At 72.7% G+C, this 18,102-nt stretch carries 14 protein-coding genes; 9 read left to right on the top strand and 5 right to left on the bottom strand.

Annotated features, from left to right (window positions below; all coding sequences use genetic code 11):
- Positions 1-173 precede the first annotated feature (173 nt).
- The 5 genes from VYL96_RS13275 (at position 174) to VYL96_RS13255 (ending at position 5,877) form a co-directional block, all read left to right on the top strand.
- Complete coding sequence (locus VYL96_RS13275; RefSeq protein ID WP_243699626.1) at positions 174-2,108, top strand: alpha/beta fold hydrolase; 1,935 nt, start codon at positions 174-176, stop codon at positions 2,106-2,108.
- Positions 2,109-2,192: 84 nt separating this feature from the next.
- Complete coding sequence (gene hemL, locus VYL96_RS13270; RefSeq protein ID WP_131885467.1) at positions 2,193-3,503, top strand: glutamate-1-semialdehyde 2,1-aminomutase; 1,311 nt, start codon at positions 2,193-2,195, stop codon at positions 3,501-3,503.
- Positions 3,500-4,408, top strand: coding sequence for a histidine phosphatase family protein (locus tag VYL96_RS13265; RefSeq protein WP_131885367.1), 909 nt, complete (start codon positions 3,500-3,502; stop codon positions 4,406-4,408). The genes hemL and VYL96_RS13265 overlap by 4 nt, the downstream gene beginning before the upstream one ends.
- Before the next feature lie 3 nt (positions 4,409-4,411).
- Positions 4,412-5,020: a TlpA family protein disulfide reductase gene (locus tag VYL96_RS13260; RefSeq protein ID WP_131885366.1), complete on the top strand. Its 609-nt coding sequence runs from the start codon at positions 4,412-4,414 to the stop codon at positions 5,018-5,020.
- Positions 5,017-5,877, top strand: coding sequence for a cytochrome c biogenesis CcdA family protein (locus VYL96_RS13255; RefSeq protein WP_131885365.1), 861 nt, complete (start codon positions 5,017-5,019; stop codon positions 5,875-5,877). Before VYL96_RS13260 ends, VYL96_RS13255 begins: the two co-directional genes overlap by 4 nt.
- Here VYL96_RS13255 and VYL96_RS13250 read toward each other — a convergent pair.
- Positions 5,825-7,282 (bottom strand): HNH endonuclease signature motif containing protein, encoded by a 1,458-nt coding sequence (locus tag VYL96_RS13250; protein WP_243699625.1) that lies wholly within the window; start codon positions 7,280-7,282, stop codon positions 5,825-5,827. The genes VYL96_RS13255 and VYL96_RS13250 overlap by 53 nt on opposite strands.
- Before the next feature lie 254 nt (positions 7,283-7,536).
- Here VYL96_RS13250 and VYL96_RS13245 point away from each other — a divergent pair, with 254 nt between their 5' ends.
- The 4 genes from VYL96_RS13245 to ccsB all read left to right on the top strand — a co-directional run bounded on the left by VYL96_RS13245 (position 7,537) and on the right by ccsB (position 13,095).
- Positions 7,537-8,118 carry a DUF3558 family protein gene (locus VYL96_RS13245; RefSeq protein WP_165928449.1) on the top strand — a complete coding sequence of 194 codons (582 nt, stop codon included), beginning with the start codon at positions 7,537-7,539 and terminating at the stop codon, positions 8,116-8,118.
- A 218-nt stretch (positions 8,119-8,336) separates the two neighbouring features.
- Positions 8,337-10,022 carry a WXG100 family type VII secretion target gene (locus VYL96_RS13240; protein WP_131885363.1) on the top strand — a complete coding sequence of 562 codons (1,686 nt, stop codon included), beginning with the start codon at positions 8,337-8,339 and terminating at the stop codon, positions 10,020-10,022.
- Between the two features lie 365 nt (positions 10,023-10,387).
- Positions 10,388-12,076 (top strand): cytochrome c biogenesis protein ResB, encoded by a 1,689-nt coding sequence (gene resB, locus VYL96_RS13235; protein WP_131885362.1) that lies wholly within the window; start codon positions 10,388-10,390, stop codon positions 12,074-12,076.
- Positions 12,073-13,095: a c-type cytochrome biogenesis protein CcsB gene (gene ccsB / locus VYL96_RS13230; protein ID WP_131885361.1), complete on the top strand. Its 1,023-nt coding sequence runs from the start codon at positions 12,073-12,075 to the stop codon at positions 13,093-13,095. The genes resB and ccsB overlap by 4 nt, the downstream gene beginning before the upstream one ends.
- Here the strand turns inward: ccsB and VYL96_RS13225 are convergent.
- From VYL96_RS13225 to VYL96_RS13210, 4 genes are read right to left on the bottom strand one after another with little or no spacing between them, the layout of a single operon-like run.
- On the bottom strand, positions 13,092-13,742 hold the full coding sequence (locus tag VYL96_RS13225) for an ATP-binding cassette domain-containing protein (RefSeq protein WP_131885360.1): 651 nt from the start codon (positions 13,740-13,742) through the stop codon (positions 13,092-13,094). The genes ccsB and VYL96_RS13225 overlap by 4 nt on opposite strands.
- Complete coding sequence (locus tag VYL96_RS13220; protein ID WP_131885359.1) at positions 13,739-15,391, bottom strand: ATP-binding cassette domain-containing protein; 1,653 nt, start codon at positions 15,389-15,391, stop codon at positions 13,739-13,741. The genes VYL96_RS13225 and VYL96_RS13220 overlap by 4 nt, the downstream gene beginning before the upstream one ends.
- Positions 15,384-16,379, bottom strand: coding sequence for an ABC transporter permease (locus VYL96_RS13215; protein WP_243699624.1), 996 nt, complete (start codon positions 16,377-16,379; stop codon positions 15,384-15,386). Before VYL96_RS13215 ends, VYL96_RS13220 begins: the two co-directional genes overlap by 8 nt.
- Positions 16,376-18,019, bottom strand: a complete 1,644-nt coding sequence (locus VYL96_RS13210; RefSeq protein ID WP_243699623.1) for an ABC transporter substrate-binding protein — start codon at positions 18,017-18,019, stop codon at positions 16,376-16,378. Before VYL96_RS13210 ends, VYL96_RS13215 begins: the two co-directional genes overlap by 4 nt.
- Positions 18,020-18,102 lie beyond the last annotated feature (83 nt).

The following is an 18,102-nucleotide window of genomic DNA, read 5'->3' as shown; positions in this document are numbered from 1 at the left end:
GCTACATTTGTCGCGGTTCGGACGCATGTGACGCTCGTGAAATCGAGCAGTCGCTGCGTCCGATTCGCCGGAGAGACACCTACAGCACATGGAATCGGGGATCGGTGCAGCCGTCTAGCACTTTTGTTGGCACCACGGCGGTCGTCGGGGCGATCGCACTTCTGGGAACCGGAGTGGCCTCGGCCACGCAGGTCGAATGGCAGGACTGCACCGAGATGCTCGGGATCGAGGCCGAGTACGTGCCCGCCGGCCTCGAGTGCGGGACCGTCGAGGTCCCTGTCGACTACAACGCCCCCGACGCCGCGAAGACCAAGGTCGCGCTCACGCGCATCAAGGCCTCCTCCGGGCAGGCGCGCTCCACCGTGTTCGGCAACCCCGGTGGGCCCGGCACCTACGCGCTGAACTTCTGGAACCCGGCCCCCGACGGCAGCGGGCCCGAGGGGCTCTACGAGAACCACGACCTCGTGGCCGTCCAGCCGCGTGGCCTGTTCGGCTCGAACCCGATGGTCTGCAACGTCGACTTCGTCGGTCCGAACGCCGTCAACGCGCTCCACGACGCCTGCTACGGCACCGACCCCGAGTACATGGCGTCCATGACCACCGAGAACGCCGCCCGCGACATGAACGCGGTCCGCGAGGCGCTCGAGCTGGCCGAGATCGACTACGTGGGCGTTTCGTACGGCACCGCTATCGGCACCGACTTCGCCACCCTGTTCCCCGAGCACACCGGGCGGATGGTGCTGGACTCCAACACACACCCCGACTGGCGCTGGTCGAAGCAGGCCGAGCAGGGCGCACTGGCCCAGGAGCGGCGGATCAACGACATCTTCGCCTGGATCGCCGAGCGTGACGACTACTACGGCCTCGGCGACACCCCGCTGAAGGTGTTCCACTCCTGGAAGTGGGTCACCGATCAGGAGGTGGGCGGCCCCGCCAACCTCACCCCGCCGCCCGCCGAGGCGCGCGACCTGCCCGTCGAACTGCGCGGCACCCCGGTCGAGCGCCCCGCACTGGACGTCATCAACGGCACCGCCCCCGCCCGCGCCCGCGTCGAGGGCTTCGCCCGCGCCGCCGCCCTGCAGGGGCTGACCAACAACGCCACCACCGGGCTCTACGACGCCACGGTCGGCGCCACCTACTCCGAGCAGGCGTGGCCGATGCTCGCCCACATCCTCAAGTACTACAACGACGGCGGGAACATCGCCCGGGTCGACTACGAGACCGTGGGCCTGATGCTCGCCGCGCAGGAGAACCGCTCGCCCGTCTACCGCACGGACGTCGAGATGAACTCGATCATCACGTGCAACGAGACAGCGGCGCCGGCCGACCAGCTGGGCGTCATGTCCGCCAAGGTCGACAAGTTCACCGGCGGCAACCGGCTCACCACCCGCGCCGCCGTCGAGGCCGCCGGGGACGACTGCGTGGGCTGGGAGCCCGTCGCGCGGACCATCAGCCCGAACGGGGACGCGCTCGACGAGAAGCCGCTCGTGCTGCACTCCGAGGACGACGCCGTCACCCCCATCGCCGGCGCGCACCGCGTGGTCGAGGCGCTCGGTGGCGCCCTGGTCACCGTCGGCGGCGGCGACCACGGCACCTTCCGCACCGGCAACGAGGCCGTCGACAAGCTGGTGATGGACTTCCTCCGCACCGGCGTCGCCACCCCGGGCCACGTCGAGGGCAAGCCGTCGCCCGAGCCGCTGCCCCGCTGGGGCCAGGCCGAGCGCATCGCCGCCGCCCAGCAGGGCATGTCCGCGCCCGTCGAGGGCGCTGACGACTGGTACGGCACCCACCGCGACGCCGGCGCCGGCGCGGGCGTCACCGCCGCCGCGGGTCTCGGTTCCGTCGGTGCCCCGGCGACCAGCTCCGCCGGCACCCCCGCGGACGCGCCCGCCCCGGCGACCGGGTCCCTCGGCGCCCCTGCCGCACCGGCCGCCCCTGCCGCTGCCCCCGCCGCGGTGCCGGCCCCCGCGCCGCTGCCCAGCCCGCAGCAGCTGCAACAGCAGGCGGAGAAGGCGGTGCAGGACCTCGCCGGGCAGGTCGACGCCGCCGCCAGGTCGCTGTTCGCGCCCTTCGCGCCGCCCGCCCCGCCCGCGCAGCCGCAGGTCTGACACCGCGAGGGGGTACTCGCGGCCGGACTTTGAGACACTGGGGGAGTGACGTCTGCGAGTGATGCCTTCCCGACCCCGTCCGGCATGTCCGGGACCGCCCGATCGGCCGAGCTCTTCGCCGAGGCCCGCGAGCTGATCCCCGGGGGAGTGAACTCCCCGGTGCGCGCCTTCAACTCCGTCGGTGGAACCCCGCGCTTCATCCGCGAAGCGCGGGGTTCTCGCATGACGGACGTCGACGGCAACACCTACATCGACCTCGTCTGCTCGTGGGGCCCCATGATCCACGGGCACGCCCACCCCGAGATCGTCGACGCCGTCCGCGACGCCGCGACCCGCGGCCTCAGCTTCGGCACCCCCACCGAGGGCGAGGTCGACCTGGCGCGCGAGATCATCTCCCGCACCTCCGTCGAAGAGGTGCGGCTCGTCAACTCCGGCACCGAGGCCACCATGAGCGCCGTGCGCCTGGCCCGCGGGTTCACCGGCCGCTCCAAGGTCATCAAGTTCTCCGGCTGCTACCACGGCCACGTCGACGCCCTCCTCGCCGACGCGGGCTCCGGCCTGGCCACCTTCGCCCTGCCGGACTCGCCCGGCGTGACCGGCGCGACCGCCCACGACACGATCGTGCTGCCGTACAACGACATCGAGGCCGTGCGGCTCGCGTTCGCCAATCACGGGCACGAGATCGCCTGTGTGATCACCGAGGCCGCCGCCGGCAACATGGGCACGGTCCCGCCGCTGCCCGGGTTCAACGAGGAACTGCGCGCGCTGTGCTCCGCCAACGGCGCGCTCCTGGTGATGGACGAGGTCATGACCGGTTTCCGCGCCGGCGACCGCGGCTGGTGGGGCATCGAGGGCGTCGCCGGCGATCTCACCACCTTCGGCAAGGTCATGTCCGGCGGGCTGCCCGCCGCCGCGTTCGGTGGCCGCGCCGATGTCATGGCCGCCCTCGCGCCGGCCGGGCCCGTCTACCAGGCGGGCACCCTGTCCGGGAACCCCGTCGCCGTGGCCGCGGGCCTCACCTCGCTGCGCCTGGCGGACCACGCCTGCTACTACACGCTGCAGACCAACGCCGACCGGCTCGAGGCCCTCATCGGCAACGCGCTGCACGGCGCCGGTGTCGCCCACACCATCCAGCGGGCGGGCACCATGCTCAGCGTGTTCTTCACCGAGGAGCAGGTCACCGACTACGCCGGCGCCAAGGCCGCCGAGACCTTCCGGTACGCGCCCTTCTTCAACACCCTGCTGGACCGGGGCATCTACGCCCCGCCGAGCGCGTTCGAGACCTGGTTCGTCTCCACGGCCCTCACCGACGACGACTTCCAGCACATCGCCGACGCCCTGCCCGTCGCCGCCGAGGCGGCCGCCGCCGCGACCGCCCCCGAGGACGGCCGATGAGCCGCAGCGGCCGCGGGCTCCGGGGGCGTCTCGCCGTCCCGGCGACCGGCCCCACCTCATTGCCGATCCCCCTGCGCGGAGACCATCCCGCCCCCGCCGCGACGCCGCCGTCGTTGGGCGGGTCCGCGGCCGCCGCGGCCCCGGTGGAGGCGCCCGTCGAGACGCAGCCCGAGGGGTCTGCGACCTATGGCGCCGAGCCGGGGACGATCGCCGCTCCGGGGGAGCCGACCTCGTCGTCGTCGACCCCCCGTGACACGTCGGCCCGCGCCAACGAGACGCAGACGATCGTGCACCTCGTGCGCCACGGCGAGGTCCACAACCCGGAGGGCGTTCTCTACGGGCGGCTCCCAGGGTTCCGCCTGTCCGAGCTGGGACGCAGCCAGGCGGAGACCGTCGCCCGCGTCCTGGGGAAGGGGCACGACATCGTGTCGATCGTGGCCTCCCCGTTGCAGCGCGCCCAGGAGACCGCCGCCCCGCTCGCCGAGACCCTCGGGCTTCCGGTGGGGATCGACGCCGACATCATCGAGGCGGAGAACCGCTTCGAGGGGCGCAAGGTCGGCGGGCCCGGTGGCGCTCTCCGCGACCCGCAGTACTGGCCGATCCTCGTCAACCCGCTGCGGCCGTCGTGGGGCGAGCCGTACCTGCAGATCGCGCACCGCATGATCGGCGCCGTGTACTCGACCCTCGACACCGCCCGCGGGCACGAGGCCGTCCTGGTGAGCCACCAGCTGCCCGTCTACACCACGCGACGCTTCCTCGAGGGGCGACGCCTGTGGCACGACCCTCGTTCCCGGCAGTGCTCCCTGGCGTCGGTCACCTCGTTGGTGTTCGAGGGCACCACGCTGCGGGACATCGTTTATTCCGAACCGGCGGGCGCCTCCGACCCGTCGCAGACTGGAGCATGATCCATGCGTAAGACCAAGGCCGCGCTCGGCGCGTTGCTTCTGTCCGGCGCGCTCGCCGCCGGTTGCGCCACCGGCGACGACGCTGTGGTGGTGGGCCCGGAGACGTTCGAGTTCGTCAGTCCCGACGGCCAGATCGAGATCCACTACGACCCCCCGGCCGAGCGAAAGCCGGTCGCCACGATCGCCGGGCCCGACCTGCTCGACCCCGACCGCACGCTCACCGTGCAGGACGACTTCGCCGGACAGGTCGTGATCCTCAACCTGTGGGGCCAGTGGTGTGGTCCGTGCCGCGCCGAATCCGACGACCTGCAGCGCCTGCAGGAGGAGTACGAGCCCCGCGGCGCGACGGTGTTCGGCATCAATCTCCGCGACCCCAATCGGCAGAAGCCCGTCGACTTCGTCCGGGACAACGGCATCACGTACCCGTCGATCTGGGACCCGAGCAACGCGGCCGTCGCCGCCCTGCGCGGCTTCCCGACGTCGGTGGTGCCCGCGACGATCATCCTGGACAAGCAGCATCGGGTGGCCGCCGTGTACCTGGCCGAGATCACCGACGACGAGCTGAGTGAGACCGTCGACAGGATCCTGGCCGAGGAGGTCGAGCAGACGTGACCCCCGAGGTGATCCTGCTCGCCCAGAGCGTCGGGGAGACCTTCCAGCAGACTGTGGCCAGCGGCCCGATCCTGCTGGCGTTGGGCGCGTGCGTGCTGGCCGGACTGGTGTCGTTCGCCTCGCCCTGCGTGATCCCGCTGGTGCCCGGCTACATGGCGTACCTGGCCAGCGTGGTGGGCGCCGAGCGCCCGCCGGTCACCGCGGCCGCCGCTGAACGGCAGCGTGCCGCCACCGCCACCCTGACCGTGGAGGAACGGCGAACCCGCCGCGCTTCCCGAGCCCGCGTGGTGGGCGCGTCGCTGCTGTTCGTGGGTGGATTCACCGTGGTGTTCGTGCTGCTCAGTGCCATGGTGCTGGGGACCGTGCAGTACCTGGCCCCGCAGCAGGAGTTGCTGCAGCGGCTCGGCGGCGTGGTGACCATTCTCATGGGTCTGGTCTTCATCGGCTTGGTGCCCACCCTGCAGCGGGACACCCGCATGCAGCCGAAGGCGCTCTCGACGTGGCTCGGCGCGCCGATGCTCGGCGCCGTCTTCGCCCTCGGCTGGACCCCGTGCCTGGGTCCCACGCTCGCCGCGGCGCTGTCGGTTGCCGCCGGTACGGGCGTCGACGCGGCCCGGGGCGTCCTGCTGATCGTGGCTTACTGCCTGGGTCTCGGCTTGCCGTTCATCGTGGTGGCGTTCGGCTCCACGTGGGCGATGCGCACGGTCGGGTGGCTGCAGAAGCACACCCGGGCCATCCAGGTGTTCGGCGGCGTCATGCTCATCATCGTGGGTCTGCTGCTGCTCTCGGGCGGATGGGCGCTGTTCATCGACTGGCTGCGCGACTTCGCCATCTCGGACACCACTCTGCCCATCTGACCCACTTGAGCTGGCCGCCGTCGCGCCTCGGTCGCGTGTGGTCATGCGGCGGCCTCGGAGCCGCGGTGTGTCGGGCGATGGCGTGGTCGAGGTCGTGGAGGAGTGCGAACGGCAGGATGGGCGCGTCGAGCGGTGTCAGTGGTGGTGGGCCGGGTTTGGGTGGTGGTGGGTTGGTCGCGCGGGGTGTTGCGGTGGGTGGGATCCATCGGACGCCTTGGGGTGCGGTGCGGTCGGGGATGGTGGTCCAGCCGGTGTCGTGGATCATGGCGTGGCAGTCGGGGCTGGTCAGGGCGAGTTCGTCGATGTTGGTCAGGCCGCCGGCGGCCCAGGGTGTGCCGGCGTGGTGGGCTTGGCAGTGTCTGGCGTCTTGGTCGCAGTCGGTGTGGGTGCAGCCGCCGTAGGCGGCGAACAGGGCCAGGCGTTGGTAGCGGGAGGCGGTGCGGTGACTGCGGTAGAGCTTGAGGTCGGTCTCCTGGTCGCATAGGGCGAGGAACCAGTGGTTGCCGCGGGCCATGGTGATGGCCTGGTCGACGGGTACGCGGATCCCGGCGTCGGTGTGGCCGCATCCGGCCAGGGTGGTCAGTTGGTCGAGGTCGATGCGCACGACGATCGCCGCTGCGGCGCCGGTTCTGCTCGCGTCTGTGGCCAGGGCGAGGGTGAGGGCGTGGACGAGGGCGTCGTGCATGCGTTGACCGTCGCTGCGGTCATCGGGGGTCAGCTCGTCGGGCCAGAGGCGTCCGGGTTGGGCCCAGCGGGCGTGGACTTCGCGCATCAGGGCTGCCAGTTGGGGGTCCATGGTCATGGCGGCGCGGGCCATCAGGTCCAGTCCCTGGCCGGTGCAGGTGACCGATCGGCGCCTGGCCCGTTCGCCGGCGCCGCGTTCGGTGCGGCCGGGGTCGATCTGGTCCAGCAGGCGGTGGGCGCTGTCCTGTAGGCGGCGGGTGGTGCACTGTCCGGCGGCCAGGGCGATCAGTTCGGTTTCGAGGCGGTTGCGCTCGTCGTCGTCGACCTCGTCCGGTAGCGCGGCCAGGGTGGTGTTGATGATTTTCAGGTGCCCGGCCGAGATCGTCCCGGCCGCGGTGGCGGCCATGCGGGCGGTGTCGGCGATCGCAGAATCTTCGAGGCGGCCGCGTGCCTCGCCGGGTGCGAGTCCGAGGCCGCCGGTGAGCATCTGGTGTTCGTTGATGTAGCCCATCTGCCTGGCGGCCCCGGCTCTGCGCGCCTCGGCCATCACGCGCGCCTGGGTGGCGCGCAGCCTGCGTTGGGCCTGCTCGAGAGCGACGAGCTCGGCGTGCAGCTCGGCGGCCGGGACCTGGGACCAGTCGCGGGCCAGGTGCGCATCGAGCGCGGACAGCACGGCGGCCATCTCACCGCTGGCCGTCGCTCCCGTACCCGTGTCGCTCATGTGTTCGATTAGATCATCCGGGTACGACACGAACCCGTCACCGCAGGTCACGCCGACTGGCGCCACGTGGCCGCGCGTCGGATGACCCACCCGCCGACCTCGATCGGCTGCAAAGATCACTGGCTGTGACCGCGCACCGACTCAATCATGCCCCTCATGTCCCGCCGCAACGCCTCTGGTCTAAGAACCCAGGGCGACGGTGGAACCGTTCGGCCGGCTGGGGCGTCGTACAGGTTGTGGGAAGAAGTAGAGCTGTGTGCGCCGCGCTGGTTGCGGCCGGCGTGGTGCTGTCCGGGTGCGCGTCGGCGGACGGGGGAGAAGAGGCGCCGACGACGACGAGCGCAGCCGCCCCCGAAGAGTCCGGCAATCCGTGGGATCTGCCGGTAGAGCAGAGGCCCGCCCTTTTCGACCCGTGTGCCGAAATCCCGGTCGAAGCCATCGAAGAGGGAGTTGGCTCGCCGGTGCGGGAGGATAGTGAGCTGCGAATCGACCGTCCTGGGGAGCTACTTGCCTGTGGATGGAAGAACGAAGAAGTCATCTTCGGAGTGCTGTCCACCTGGAAGTCCCGCGAAGATTACCTGGGAGATGAATCGTTCGTCGCAAGCGAATTTGCCGTGTCAGGTCGCGACGGACTCCGGCTGCTTAGCAAGGCGGACATGGGCAGTAACAGCTGTCGGCAACTCTTCTTTTCGTCAGAGGGCACTCTCTTTGTGAGTGTTTCGTTGATACACGGTCTCGCATCGTTCAGAGGCCAGAACTTTGCAGATCCATGTACTGCGCTCGAAGAGTCAATTCGCCCGGTAATGAAGCACTTGCCAAGAGGGGATCACAAGTGACTGTTCATCTTGATCCAGGAATCGCTGATGCCTGTGTTGCTGCTTGCGGACAGTTCATCGACCGAGTCGTGTCAGCATCTGGATCACATGAGTGGCAAGGGCAAGCGGTCAGTGCTGGCGCCTTTCCGACGGCCAGACAACTGGGGGCCGTGTACTCCCTTCTGTCGAGTGAGGACCTTCCGGCGCTCCTGAATGGCTTCGTTAGTCAGGCCCGTGCCATGTCTCTCCTCTTCGCCGCCGCGGGTGGGTTGATCGAGGCGCAGGACGAGGCGTTGGCGGGGGCGTTGTCGAAAGCGGCCGAGGAGCCGGCGGGGCTCCAGAGCCTGGGCCTGATTCATGCGAGTGAGAGTGATGGGTTCATTCTCGAGGACTCGTGCGTAATGGGTGGTTATGGCCGGGTGGGGCCGGAGGACGTGTCTGATTCGCCGTTGGAGCGGATCGCGCAGTGTGCGCAGGCGCTCGAGCCCGAGCAGTTCAGCCAGATCCAGCAGCGGGCGGGAGCGGTCTCCGAGGCGCTGTACACCGCGGCGACGCAACTCCAGTCCGATCTGAACAATGTGCTCGGGCACGGGTGGCAGGGCGAGTTCGCATCGAGCGCACAGGACTCGGTGCGCGGCCTTGTCAGCTCGGCGGTCGCGCTGTCGGGGGAGTTGGAGAAGGTCGCAGAGAAGGCCGGGCGCGCTCACCAGGGGTTCGTCACCACGCGCACGAACGTGGCCGAGCAGGCGGCGCAGGCGCAGCTCGCGCAGCTGTCCGGACGCGAGTTCGGACCGGCGGGACTGTCGGCGGCCGCCGCGTCACGAGCCCAGCAAGCTGCGGCGGAGGAGCAGGCTCGGGCGATCGTCAACACCGAGTACAGCCCCGCGGTGATGGACGCCAACCTCGACGATCTGGACTTCACCGCGGCGTACCGGGTGGTCTCCACGTCGGCGCTGGGCGGCCCGGACGGCATCGACATGGCGCGGGTCTGGAACACCGAGGGCATCTCGCGTCCGGCGCCGCCGGCCGCGCCGAACCCCGCCACGCTCGCCGCGCTCACCACCAGCACCGGGGAGGCCGGCGGGGCCGGAGGTGGCGGGACGACGACGAACTCGCCGGGCGCGGGCCGCGATGCCGCCACCGAGCAGGCACTTCTGGCCTCGCGGACGGGCGCAGCCGACGGCGGTGCGACGGCCACCGCCGGTGCAGGACAGGCGGGCGCCGGGCAGTCGGTGGCCGGGCAGCCGGGCGCGGGGCAAGGGGCTGCCGGCAGTGGCGTGAACGCGGCCACCACCCCGGCCGGGGCGCCGATGACGCCGATGACCGGGGCGAACGGCCAGCGCGGCGCGGCAGGCGCCGGCGGCGGGATCCGGGGGATCCGGGGCGGGGCGAACGGGGACGGCCGGGGCCGCGATCGCGGGTTCGGCTCGACCAGTGGCCTGCTCGGCGGTGGCGGCGCCGCCGCGGCCGGGGCGGGTGCCGGTGCATCCCGTATGGGTGGTGCCGGGACATTGGCAGGTTTCGGTGCCGGCGGCGCGGCGGGCCCGGGCGGTGGCGGTCCGGCCGCGGGCGCTCCCGGGGCCGGTCCCGCGCCCGGAGGGACGGCAAGCCCGGGTGCGGGGGCGCTCTCGTCGTCGTCGACTACTACGGCCCAGGCCGGGCGCGCCGGCGCGATGCCGATCGGCGGGATGATGGGCGCGGCCAACGCCGGCCAGAACAGCGACCGGCGCGGTCACACGCCGGCGAGCTACCTGACCAACGCCACCAACACCACCGCCATCATCGGCGAACCCGTCAAGGTCGCCCCGGCCGTGCTCGGGCGCCCGCGAGCCGAAGACCCACCGTCCACAGACGACACCGCCGCCCCCTACCGCGGACGCACCCTCGGCCGCGACTACACCGGCGGAGGCGCGACACGAGACTAGAAGACCGGAACCGCCCTCAGCAGCGCGCCGCGTCGCGGGGAGCAATGAGCCACCGATCCACACAACAGAGACACGGCCCGGACACACCGCCCGCCCAGACTCGACGCCGTACGACCACCCACCGCAGCACGCCTGGAGGCACCCCACCCGTGTCCTACGCCCACCCACCGGCACCCGCACGATGATCGACGCCCGGTCTCCCGCGGCGGGGCACCGAGAGACCCCCGCCACACCGGCCCTGACCTCCCCGGAGGCGGCCGCACACCCGCCCGCACCCTGCCAGGTTCCGCTCAGGATCACCGGGCTAGCCTGGGTGCGACCGGCGCCGAGTCGCCTCGGCGCGCCGCGACCCCCAGATGGACCCCATGCCAGAGCCCAGAACTGCCGCTGCCCGCTCACCGCTGGGCACCGTCACCTCCTTCCTCCGCAACGCCTGGCGCACTCTCACCGCCATGCGCACGGCGCTCATCCTGCTCTTCCTGCTGGCCGTCGCGGCCGTTCCGGGCGCGCTGCTGCCGCAGCGCAGCCTCAACGAGGGCAACGTCAACGAGTACATCGCCGAGAACGGCTGGCTCGGCGAGCTCTACGACCGCCTGCAACTGTTCGACGTGTTCTCCAGCTGGTGGTTCACGGCGATCTACGTCCTGCTGTTCATCTCGCTGGTCGGCTGCCTCACGCCGCGCTCGATCGAGCTGGTCAAGCAGCTGCGCACCCCGCCGCCACTCACGCCGCGCAACCTGTCGCGCCTGCCGCACCACGCCGCCTACCGCACCACGGCCACCCCCGAGCAGGCCGCCGAGCAGATCCGCCGCGAGCTCAAGGGCCGGGTCCGCCGCAACGACGGCGACGGCCGCGTCCCCGGCACCATCGAACTGTCCTCCGAGCGCGGCTACATGCGCGAGGTCGGCAACATCGTCTTCCACTTCGGCCTGCTGGCGCTGCTCATCATGTTCGCGGCGGGCAAGTTCGTCTACGCGGAGGGCATGCGCGTCATCGTCGCCAACGCCGAGTCGCCGGCGTTCTGCAACACCACGCCCAGCGCGTACGACTCGTTCCGCGCCGGCCTGCTCGTCGACGGCACGGACCTCGAGCAGTTCTGCATCAAGGTCGAGGACTTCCGCGCCGACTACCTGCCCAACGGTCAGGCCGAGATGTTCACCTCCAACGTGCGCTACAGCGAAGAGGTCACCACCACGGACCCCGACACGTGGGAGCCGTACGAGATGCGGGTCAACCACCCCTTGCGCATCGGATCGACCCGCGTCTACCTGCAGGGCCACGGTTACGCGCCGACGTTCACGGTGACGTTCCCGAACGGCGAGACACGCACGGACACGCAGCACTGGCAGCCGACCGAGCTGCAGACCTTCTTGTCGTCGGGCATCATGCGCTTCGACCCGCCCGCGGGGATGTACCCGGACCTGGCCGAGCGGCGCACACAGCAGATCGCGATCCAGGGCCTCTTCGCCCCGACCGCCCAGTTCGACGGCACGCTGCTCAGCTCGCGGTTCCCGCGGATGGACGACCCGGCGGTGGCGATCGACGTCCACCGCGGCGACGCCGGCCTCGACACGGGCCGCCCGCAGTCGATCTTCTCCCTCGACTCGGACCTCATCGAGTCGGGCGTCCTCAACCGCGAGGCGCGCGTCAACCTCAGGCCGGGCGAATCCACCACGCTCGCCGACGGCACCGAGGTCCGCTTCGACGGCGCGGAGGAGTTCATCAACATCCAGGTCTCCTCCGACCCCACGCAGATCTGGGTGGGGGTGTCCGCCGCGGTCATGATGGGCGGGCTGGTGTTGAGCCTGATGGTGCGGCGCCGGCGGATCTGGGCGCGGGTGAGTGTCGACGACGACGAGGTCACCCGCGTCGAACTGGGAGGCCTCGCCAAGACGGACCGGTCCGGCTGGGGGAGCGAATTCGACGAGCTCCGCGATCGGCTGGTCGCGGCCTCGGCCGTCACACCCGTCTTGCCGGGTGGGGCCGATAAGGACCACACTTCATCTAGTCGCGGCACCGCCGGCGACGACGTGCGGAAGGACGACACCCGGTGATCACTTGGACCCTCGCGCAGGGACTGCCCGTCGACGAGACCCTGTCGACGTACTCGGACCTCGCCTTCCGGACGGCGTTCGGGATCTACGCCCTGGCGCTCGTCGCGTCGCTGATCTACTACGCGGGCTTCCGCGTCCCCAAGGTCTCGCACCAGCAGCTGGTGGCGGCAGGGCAGGGCGCAGCCGCCGGCGGGTCGGACGTGGGCCTGACGGAGTCGCGGTCGCTCACCGACACCGGCGACGAGAACCGCGCCTCCGAGGGCAACGTGCGGTGGGCGCGGATCGCGCAGCTGTTCATCGTGGTCGCGTTCCTGTTCCACGCCGGGTCGATGATCACGCGCGGCCTGGCGACGGACCGCTTCCCGTTCGGCAACATGTACGAGTTCATCCTCGGCACGACCCTGCTCGCGGTCGGCGCCGGGCTGGTGTTCCTGCGCAAGCCGGCGCTGCAGACGGCGTGGCCGTTCGTGCTGCTGCCGGTGCTGGTGCTGCTGTTCTTCGGCGGGACCAACCTGTACTCGGAGGCCGCGCCCGTGGTGCCGGCGCTGCGCTCGTACTGGCTGCCGATCCACGTCACGATCATCTCGCTGGGCTCGGGCATCTTGCTCATCCCGGGCGTCGTGTCGATCATGTACCTCATCCGCGTGTGGCAGCCGCAGGGCGAGGAGCGGGGCTGGGGCGCGCGGCTGGCGCGTCCGCTGCCCGCCGCCGAGACCCTCGACCGGCTGGCGTACCGCGCCACGGTCATCGGCTTCCCGGTCTTCGGCGTGGGCATCCTGCTCGGCGCCGTGTGGGCGGAGAGCGCGTGGGGCCGCTTCTGGGGCTGGGACCCCAAGGAGACGGTGTCCTTCATCTCCTGGGTGCTCTACGCCGGCTACCTCCACGCCCGGGCGACGTCGGGCTGGGGCCCCAAGAAGGCGGCGTGGATCAACATCGCCGGCTTCGCGGTGCTGGTGTTCAACCTGTTCTTCATCAACATCGTGGTCTCGGGCCTGCACTCCTACGCCGGGCTGAACTAGCCCCTGGCGGGTCTCCGAAGCGTCACGACGTGATCCGCCCACCCGGCGGCCGCGTCGCGGTCGTGGGTGATGGCGAGAACGCCTAGGCCGCGGTCGGCACGCGCACGCAGCACCTGCAGGACCAGGGCGACGCTCTCCGGGTCCAGGTGGGCCGTCGCCTCGTCGGTGAGAAGGTAGAGCGGCTGCTGCGCGAGGGCCCGGGCCAGGCACGCGCGCTGCAGCTGACCGCCGGAGACCTCGCCGGGTCTGCGATCCAGCAGCGACGCCTCCAGCCCGACCTCCCGGGCGAGCGAGTCCACGTCCACGGCGATCCGCCGGCTCCGCCCGGGCAGGGCGATCATCCGCCGCAGCGTGAGTCGCGGGTCCGCCGCGGCCGCCGGGTCCTGGTCGAGCAGCGCGGTGTGTCCGGGCAGGCGCCCCCGCCGCGGTCGGACTTCGCTCGCCACGCCGGCCTCGGTCACGGTCACCGACCCGGAGGTGGGCGCGAGGAGCCCGGCGAGGAGCCGCGCGAGGGTGGTCTTGCCGCTACCCGAGGGGCCGACGAGCGCGGTGATCGTGCCCGCGGCGACGGAGAGGTCGGTCGGGGGCAGCGCCTCCGTGTCGGAGTCGGGGTAGCGGAACGCGGCGCCGGCGGCGACGAGGGTCACGGTGTCACCAGCTCCCCGGCGGGTGCGGTGGCGTCCGCGGGGGCGCGGTTGCCCTGGGAGGGGTCCGCAGGGCACAGGCGCCCTGCCTGCATCGACACGACCTCGTCGGCAGCACCGCTGGCTTCGAGCGCCACCAGGTCATGCGTTGCGAGCAGCACCGCGACACCGGTCTCGTCGGCCAGGCGCCGCAGCTGCCTCAGGACGGCGAGTGCGAGAGCGGGGTCGAGTCCGGCGGTGGGTTCGTCGGCGAGCAGCACCGACGGCCAGGTGCCCAGCGCGACGGCAATGGCCATCCGCCGCAGCTGGCCGCCGGAGAGCTGGTGCGGGTAGCGGTCGGCGAGCGCGGGGTCGACGCCCACCAGTCGGCACAGCGCAGCCACGTCGGTCGGGCCGCCGGCCGGAACGCTGCCGGTGCCGGTCGCGCTGCCGCGTGCTGCCGCGACCGCGATCGACTCCTCCAATTGCCCACGGAGGTGCCGGGTCGGGGTGAACGCATCAGCGGCGGTCTGGGCGACATGGCCGGGCATCCCGCGCCCGCCCACCTCGACCCGCCCCGCCACGACCGAGCCCGGCGCCACGAGCCCGGCGCACGCGTCCAGCAGGCTCGACTTGCCGGCGCCCGACGGGCCGACGATCGCCACGACCCGACCGGGCTCGACGCGCAGGGACACCCCGTCCACCGCGGTCTCCCCGGCGTCCGCGCCGCTGCCCCCATGCCTCACCGTGAGACCGTCCACGCGCAGCGCCGCCCGGGTGGTGCGCGCCTCGTCGTCGTCGTCACCGACGGCCGGAACCGACGCCACACGGCCACCGCGACCACCGCCGGCCGACCCCACCCCCCGCCCCGCCCTGCCGGGTCCGAGCAGGGCCACGGCCACGGTCACGGCGATGAGCGCGGCGGTCGGGAACGCCAGCGGCCACCACCGGCCCACCAGCAGGCCGGACTGCGACATCGCGACGAGCGTGCCCAGGCTCGCCCGCTCGGGGGACAGGCCGATCCCCAGGAACGACAGGGTCGACTCGTGCCACACGGCGTGCGGCACCATGAGCACCACGGCGAGCCCCGCCTGACCCGCGACCGCCGGCACCACGTGCCACCGGGCGACCTGCGCCGGGGACGCGCCCGCCGCGCGCGAGGCCGCCACGTACCCCGTGGCCATGACCTTCTGCGCCTCGGCCCGCACGACGCGCGCCACGCCCGGCCAGTGCGTGAGCGCGAGGGCGAGCACGATCGCGGCGAGCGACCCGCGGAACAACGCCACCACCACGACCGTCGCCAGCAGGTGCGGCACGGCGGCGACGGCGTCGGTGACCCGCATCAGCGCCGCGTCGACGCGCCGCCCGCCCGCCGCGGCGGCGGTCCCCACGACCACCCCGAGCAGCCCTGCCATCGCCGCGGACCCGGCGGCCACCGCCAGCGACACCTGCAGCGCCCGCGCGACCAGCACGGACAGGTCGCGGCCGAGGGCGTCGGTCCCCATCGGGTGCGCGGGCGAGGGCGGCAGGTCGGCGGCGAGGTAGTCGGAGGTGGTCATCGCGTCGGGCGCGAGCACCGGCCAGAGCAGCGCGAACACGACGATCGCCGCGAGCATCGCCGCCCCCGCGACGCGGCGGGGCGTCGCCCGGCGGGCGGGCGGGGCCTCACGCATCGATCCGCACCCTCGGGTCGGCGAGCAACAGCAGGCAGTCGGCGAACCACGTGCCGGCGAGCACGGTCAGCGACGCGGCCACGGTCACCGCGGCGAGCAGCGCGAAGTCCGCCCCGAGCGCGGCGTCGACGGTCGCGGCGGCCAGCCCGGGCCACGCGAACACGGTCTCCACGACGAGCGAGCCCACCATCACCTCGGGCACGCGGGCGCCGACCAACGCGATGAGCGGCGCCCACGCCACCGGTGCGACGTGCCTGGTCAGGACGGTCCACTCGGCCAGGCCGCGGACGCGCGCCTCGGCGACCGGCGGGGAGTCGGCGGCCTCGGTGACCGCGCGCCGGAACGCGAGCAGCAACCACGGCACCTGCCCTGCCGCCAGCACGCACGCCGGCAGCAGCCCGTACCGCAGCGCCCCGCCGACGGTGGCGGCCTCGCCGGGCGGGGCGACGCCGGCCACCGGCAGCCACCGCAGCGCCACCGCGAACACCGCGACCGAGCCGAGCGCCAGCGCGAACGTCGGCACCGAGCTCAGCGCCACCGCGACCCCGGCCAGGGCGCGGTCCACCGCCCCGTGGGGGCGCCACGCCGCGACGAGACCGGAGATGACGACGACGACGAGCGCGATCCCCACCCCCGCCGCCGACAGTCCCACGGTCCACGGGATCCGCTCGGCGAGCACCTCCGCGACGGGTTGGCGGTAGGTGGGGGAATAGCCGCCGTCGCCGGTCGCGAGTCCCGCGATCCACCGGCCCCAGGCCTGCCACCAGGGCAGATCGGTGCCCAGGGCGGAGGCGGCGGCGGAGCGGTCGGCGTGGGTCATCCGCTCGTAGCCGGAGCCGAAGTGGGCGGTCAGCGGGTTGAGCGGCGAGGCGCCGGCCAGGGCGAACGCGGCGAGCGTCACGGCGAACACCACCACCGGCGCCGCCAGCGCGCGGCGGGCGGTGAGGCGGGTGAGCTCGGCCCGGCGCTCGCGCAGGCGGCGGGTCACGGGCGGGCCGTCCAGCGGTGGATCGCCCACCACGGGCCCCAGGTCGCGCCGTGGGCGTGCGGTTCGAGGATCGGTACGGGGCCGGTGTGGCCGCTGTCGCGGACGAGGTAGGTGTGTTCGAGCGTGACGAGGAACAGGTGGCCGGGGTCCTGGTCGTAGGCCCGCTGGGCGCGGCGGTAGAGGCGGGTCCGCTCGGCCGGGTCGGCGGTGTGGCGGGCGGCGTCGAGGGCACGGTCGACGTCCGGATTCGCGTAGCCGCCGGGGTTGTCCAGCGGTCCGGAGGTGCTGGTCGGCGAGTGCAGGGCGCGGTGGGCCTGCGTGTCGACGGTGAAGGGGTTGTCGCCGCCACCGAGCAGGACGGCGACCTCCCCGGAGCGGGCCTCGATCTCGTCCCATGTCGCGCCCCACAGCTCGACGGACACGCCCAGCCCGCGCAGCTGATCGGCGACCGCCGAGGCGAGCTCGCGGCGCAGGGAGTCGGCGGCGGGGTAGGCGAGGACGAACTCGGCGCGGGCGGGGCCTCCCGCGGGGCGGGTGAGCACCCCGTCCGGCCCGGGCCGCCACCCGGCGGCGGCGAGCAGTTCGCGGGCCTCGGCTTGCCGGGCGGTGGCTGCGCCCGGCTCGTGCTCGGGGTACGCGTCGGTGATCGGCGAGAACGTGGGCCGCCCGTGGCCGGCGAGGACGTGCTGGACCAGCGCCTCGCGGTCGATGGCGCGGGCCAGCGCGCGGCGCACGGCCGGGTCGCCGGCGAACGGGTGGGACATCGGCAGCGCGACGGCCCGCCAGTCGGCCGAGTTGACCGACACCAGCTCCGTGCCGTCGCGGCCGGCGAGGCCGGAGGCGAGGGTCGGCGGCAGGACGGTGCCGTCGACCTCCCCGGTGAGGACCATCTGGGCGCGGGCGTTCTCGTCCGGCACCGACTTCAGGACGAGGGTGTCGACCTCGGGCGCGCCGTCGCGGTGGTCGGGGTTCGCCGTCAGCACCGCCTCCCCGGGCGTCAGTCGCTCCAGCCGGTACGGCCCGGTGCCGACGGGGTCGGTGTTGAGCGACGACGCCGCGGCCGGTCCGGGCGCGAGCCGCTCGGAGGGGGCGATGCCCAGCAGGAGCCGCGCGGGCATGCCCGGGTCGGGGGCGTCGAGCCGGAACCGCACGGTGAGCGGGTCCGGGGTCTCGACCCCCGCGATGGAGGCGTAGTCCGAGGCGATGGGCGAGCCCGAGGCCGGGTCGACGACCGCGCGGTAGGTAGCGGCGACGTCGCCCGAGTCCAGGGCGCTGCCATCGTGGAACCGCACACCCTCGCGGAGGCGGACGGTCCAGGTCAGGCCGTCCGCGCCGACCTCGGGCTCGGCCGCAGCCAGGGCCGGCACGAGATCCGGCAGGTGTTCGTCGTCGGCGGCGTCGGGACGCAGCAGGCCTTCGTACAGCGGGGAGACTCCGGTGGAGCCGTACCCGGAGACCGGGTTGAACTCGCCCAGCGGTGTGGAATCGGCCAGGACGACGCGGTCGCCGGCGCCGGTACCGAGGCCGCCGCCGGCCGTGCTGCCCGGCCCACCCGCCCCGCCGGCCGTGGGCATCGCGCAGCCCGACGCGAGCACGGCCAGTGCGACGGCGGCGCCGACGGCAGCGTAGAACGGTCTCAAGAGCAGCTCCTGCCTGCGAGAGATACGTGTCCGCCCGGATACATACTGCGGTGAGCGTAGAGGCGGAATGTGTCGCCGCTGTT

Source organism: Dietzia maris, from assembly GCF_036287335.1.
GTDB classification, from domain to species: Bacteria; Actinomycetota; Actinomycetes; order Mycobacteriales; family Mycobacteriaceae; genus Dietzia; species Dietzia cinnamea.
The sequence above is the reverse complement of the archived record's forward strand: the minus strand, read 5'-3'. Positions and strand labels throughout refer to the sequence as shown.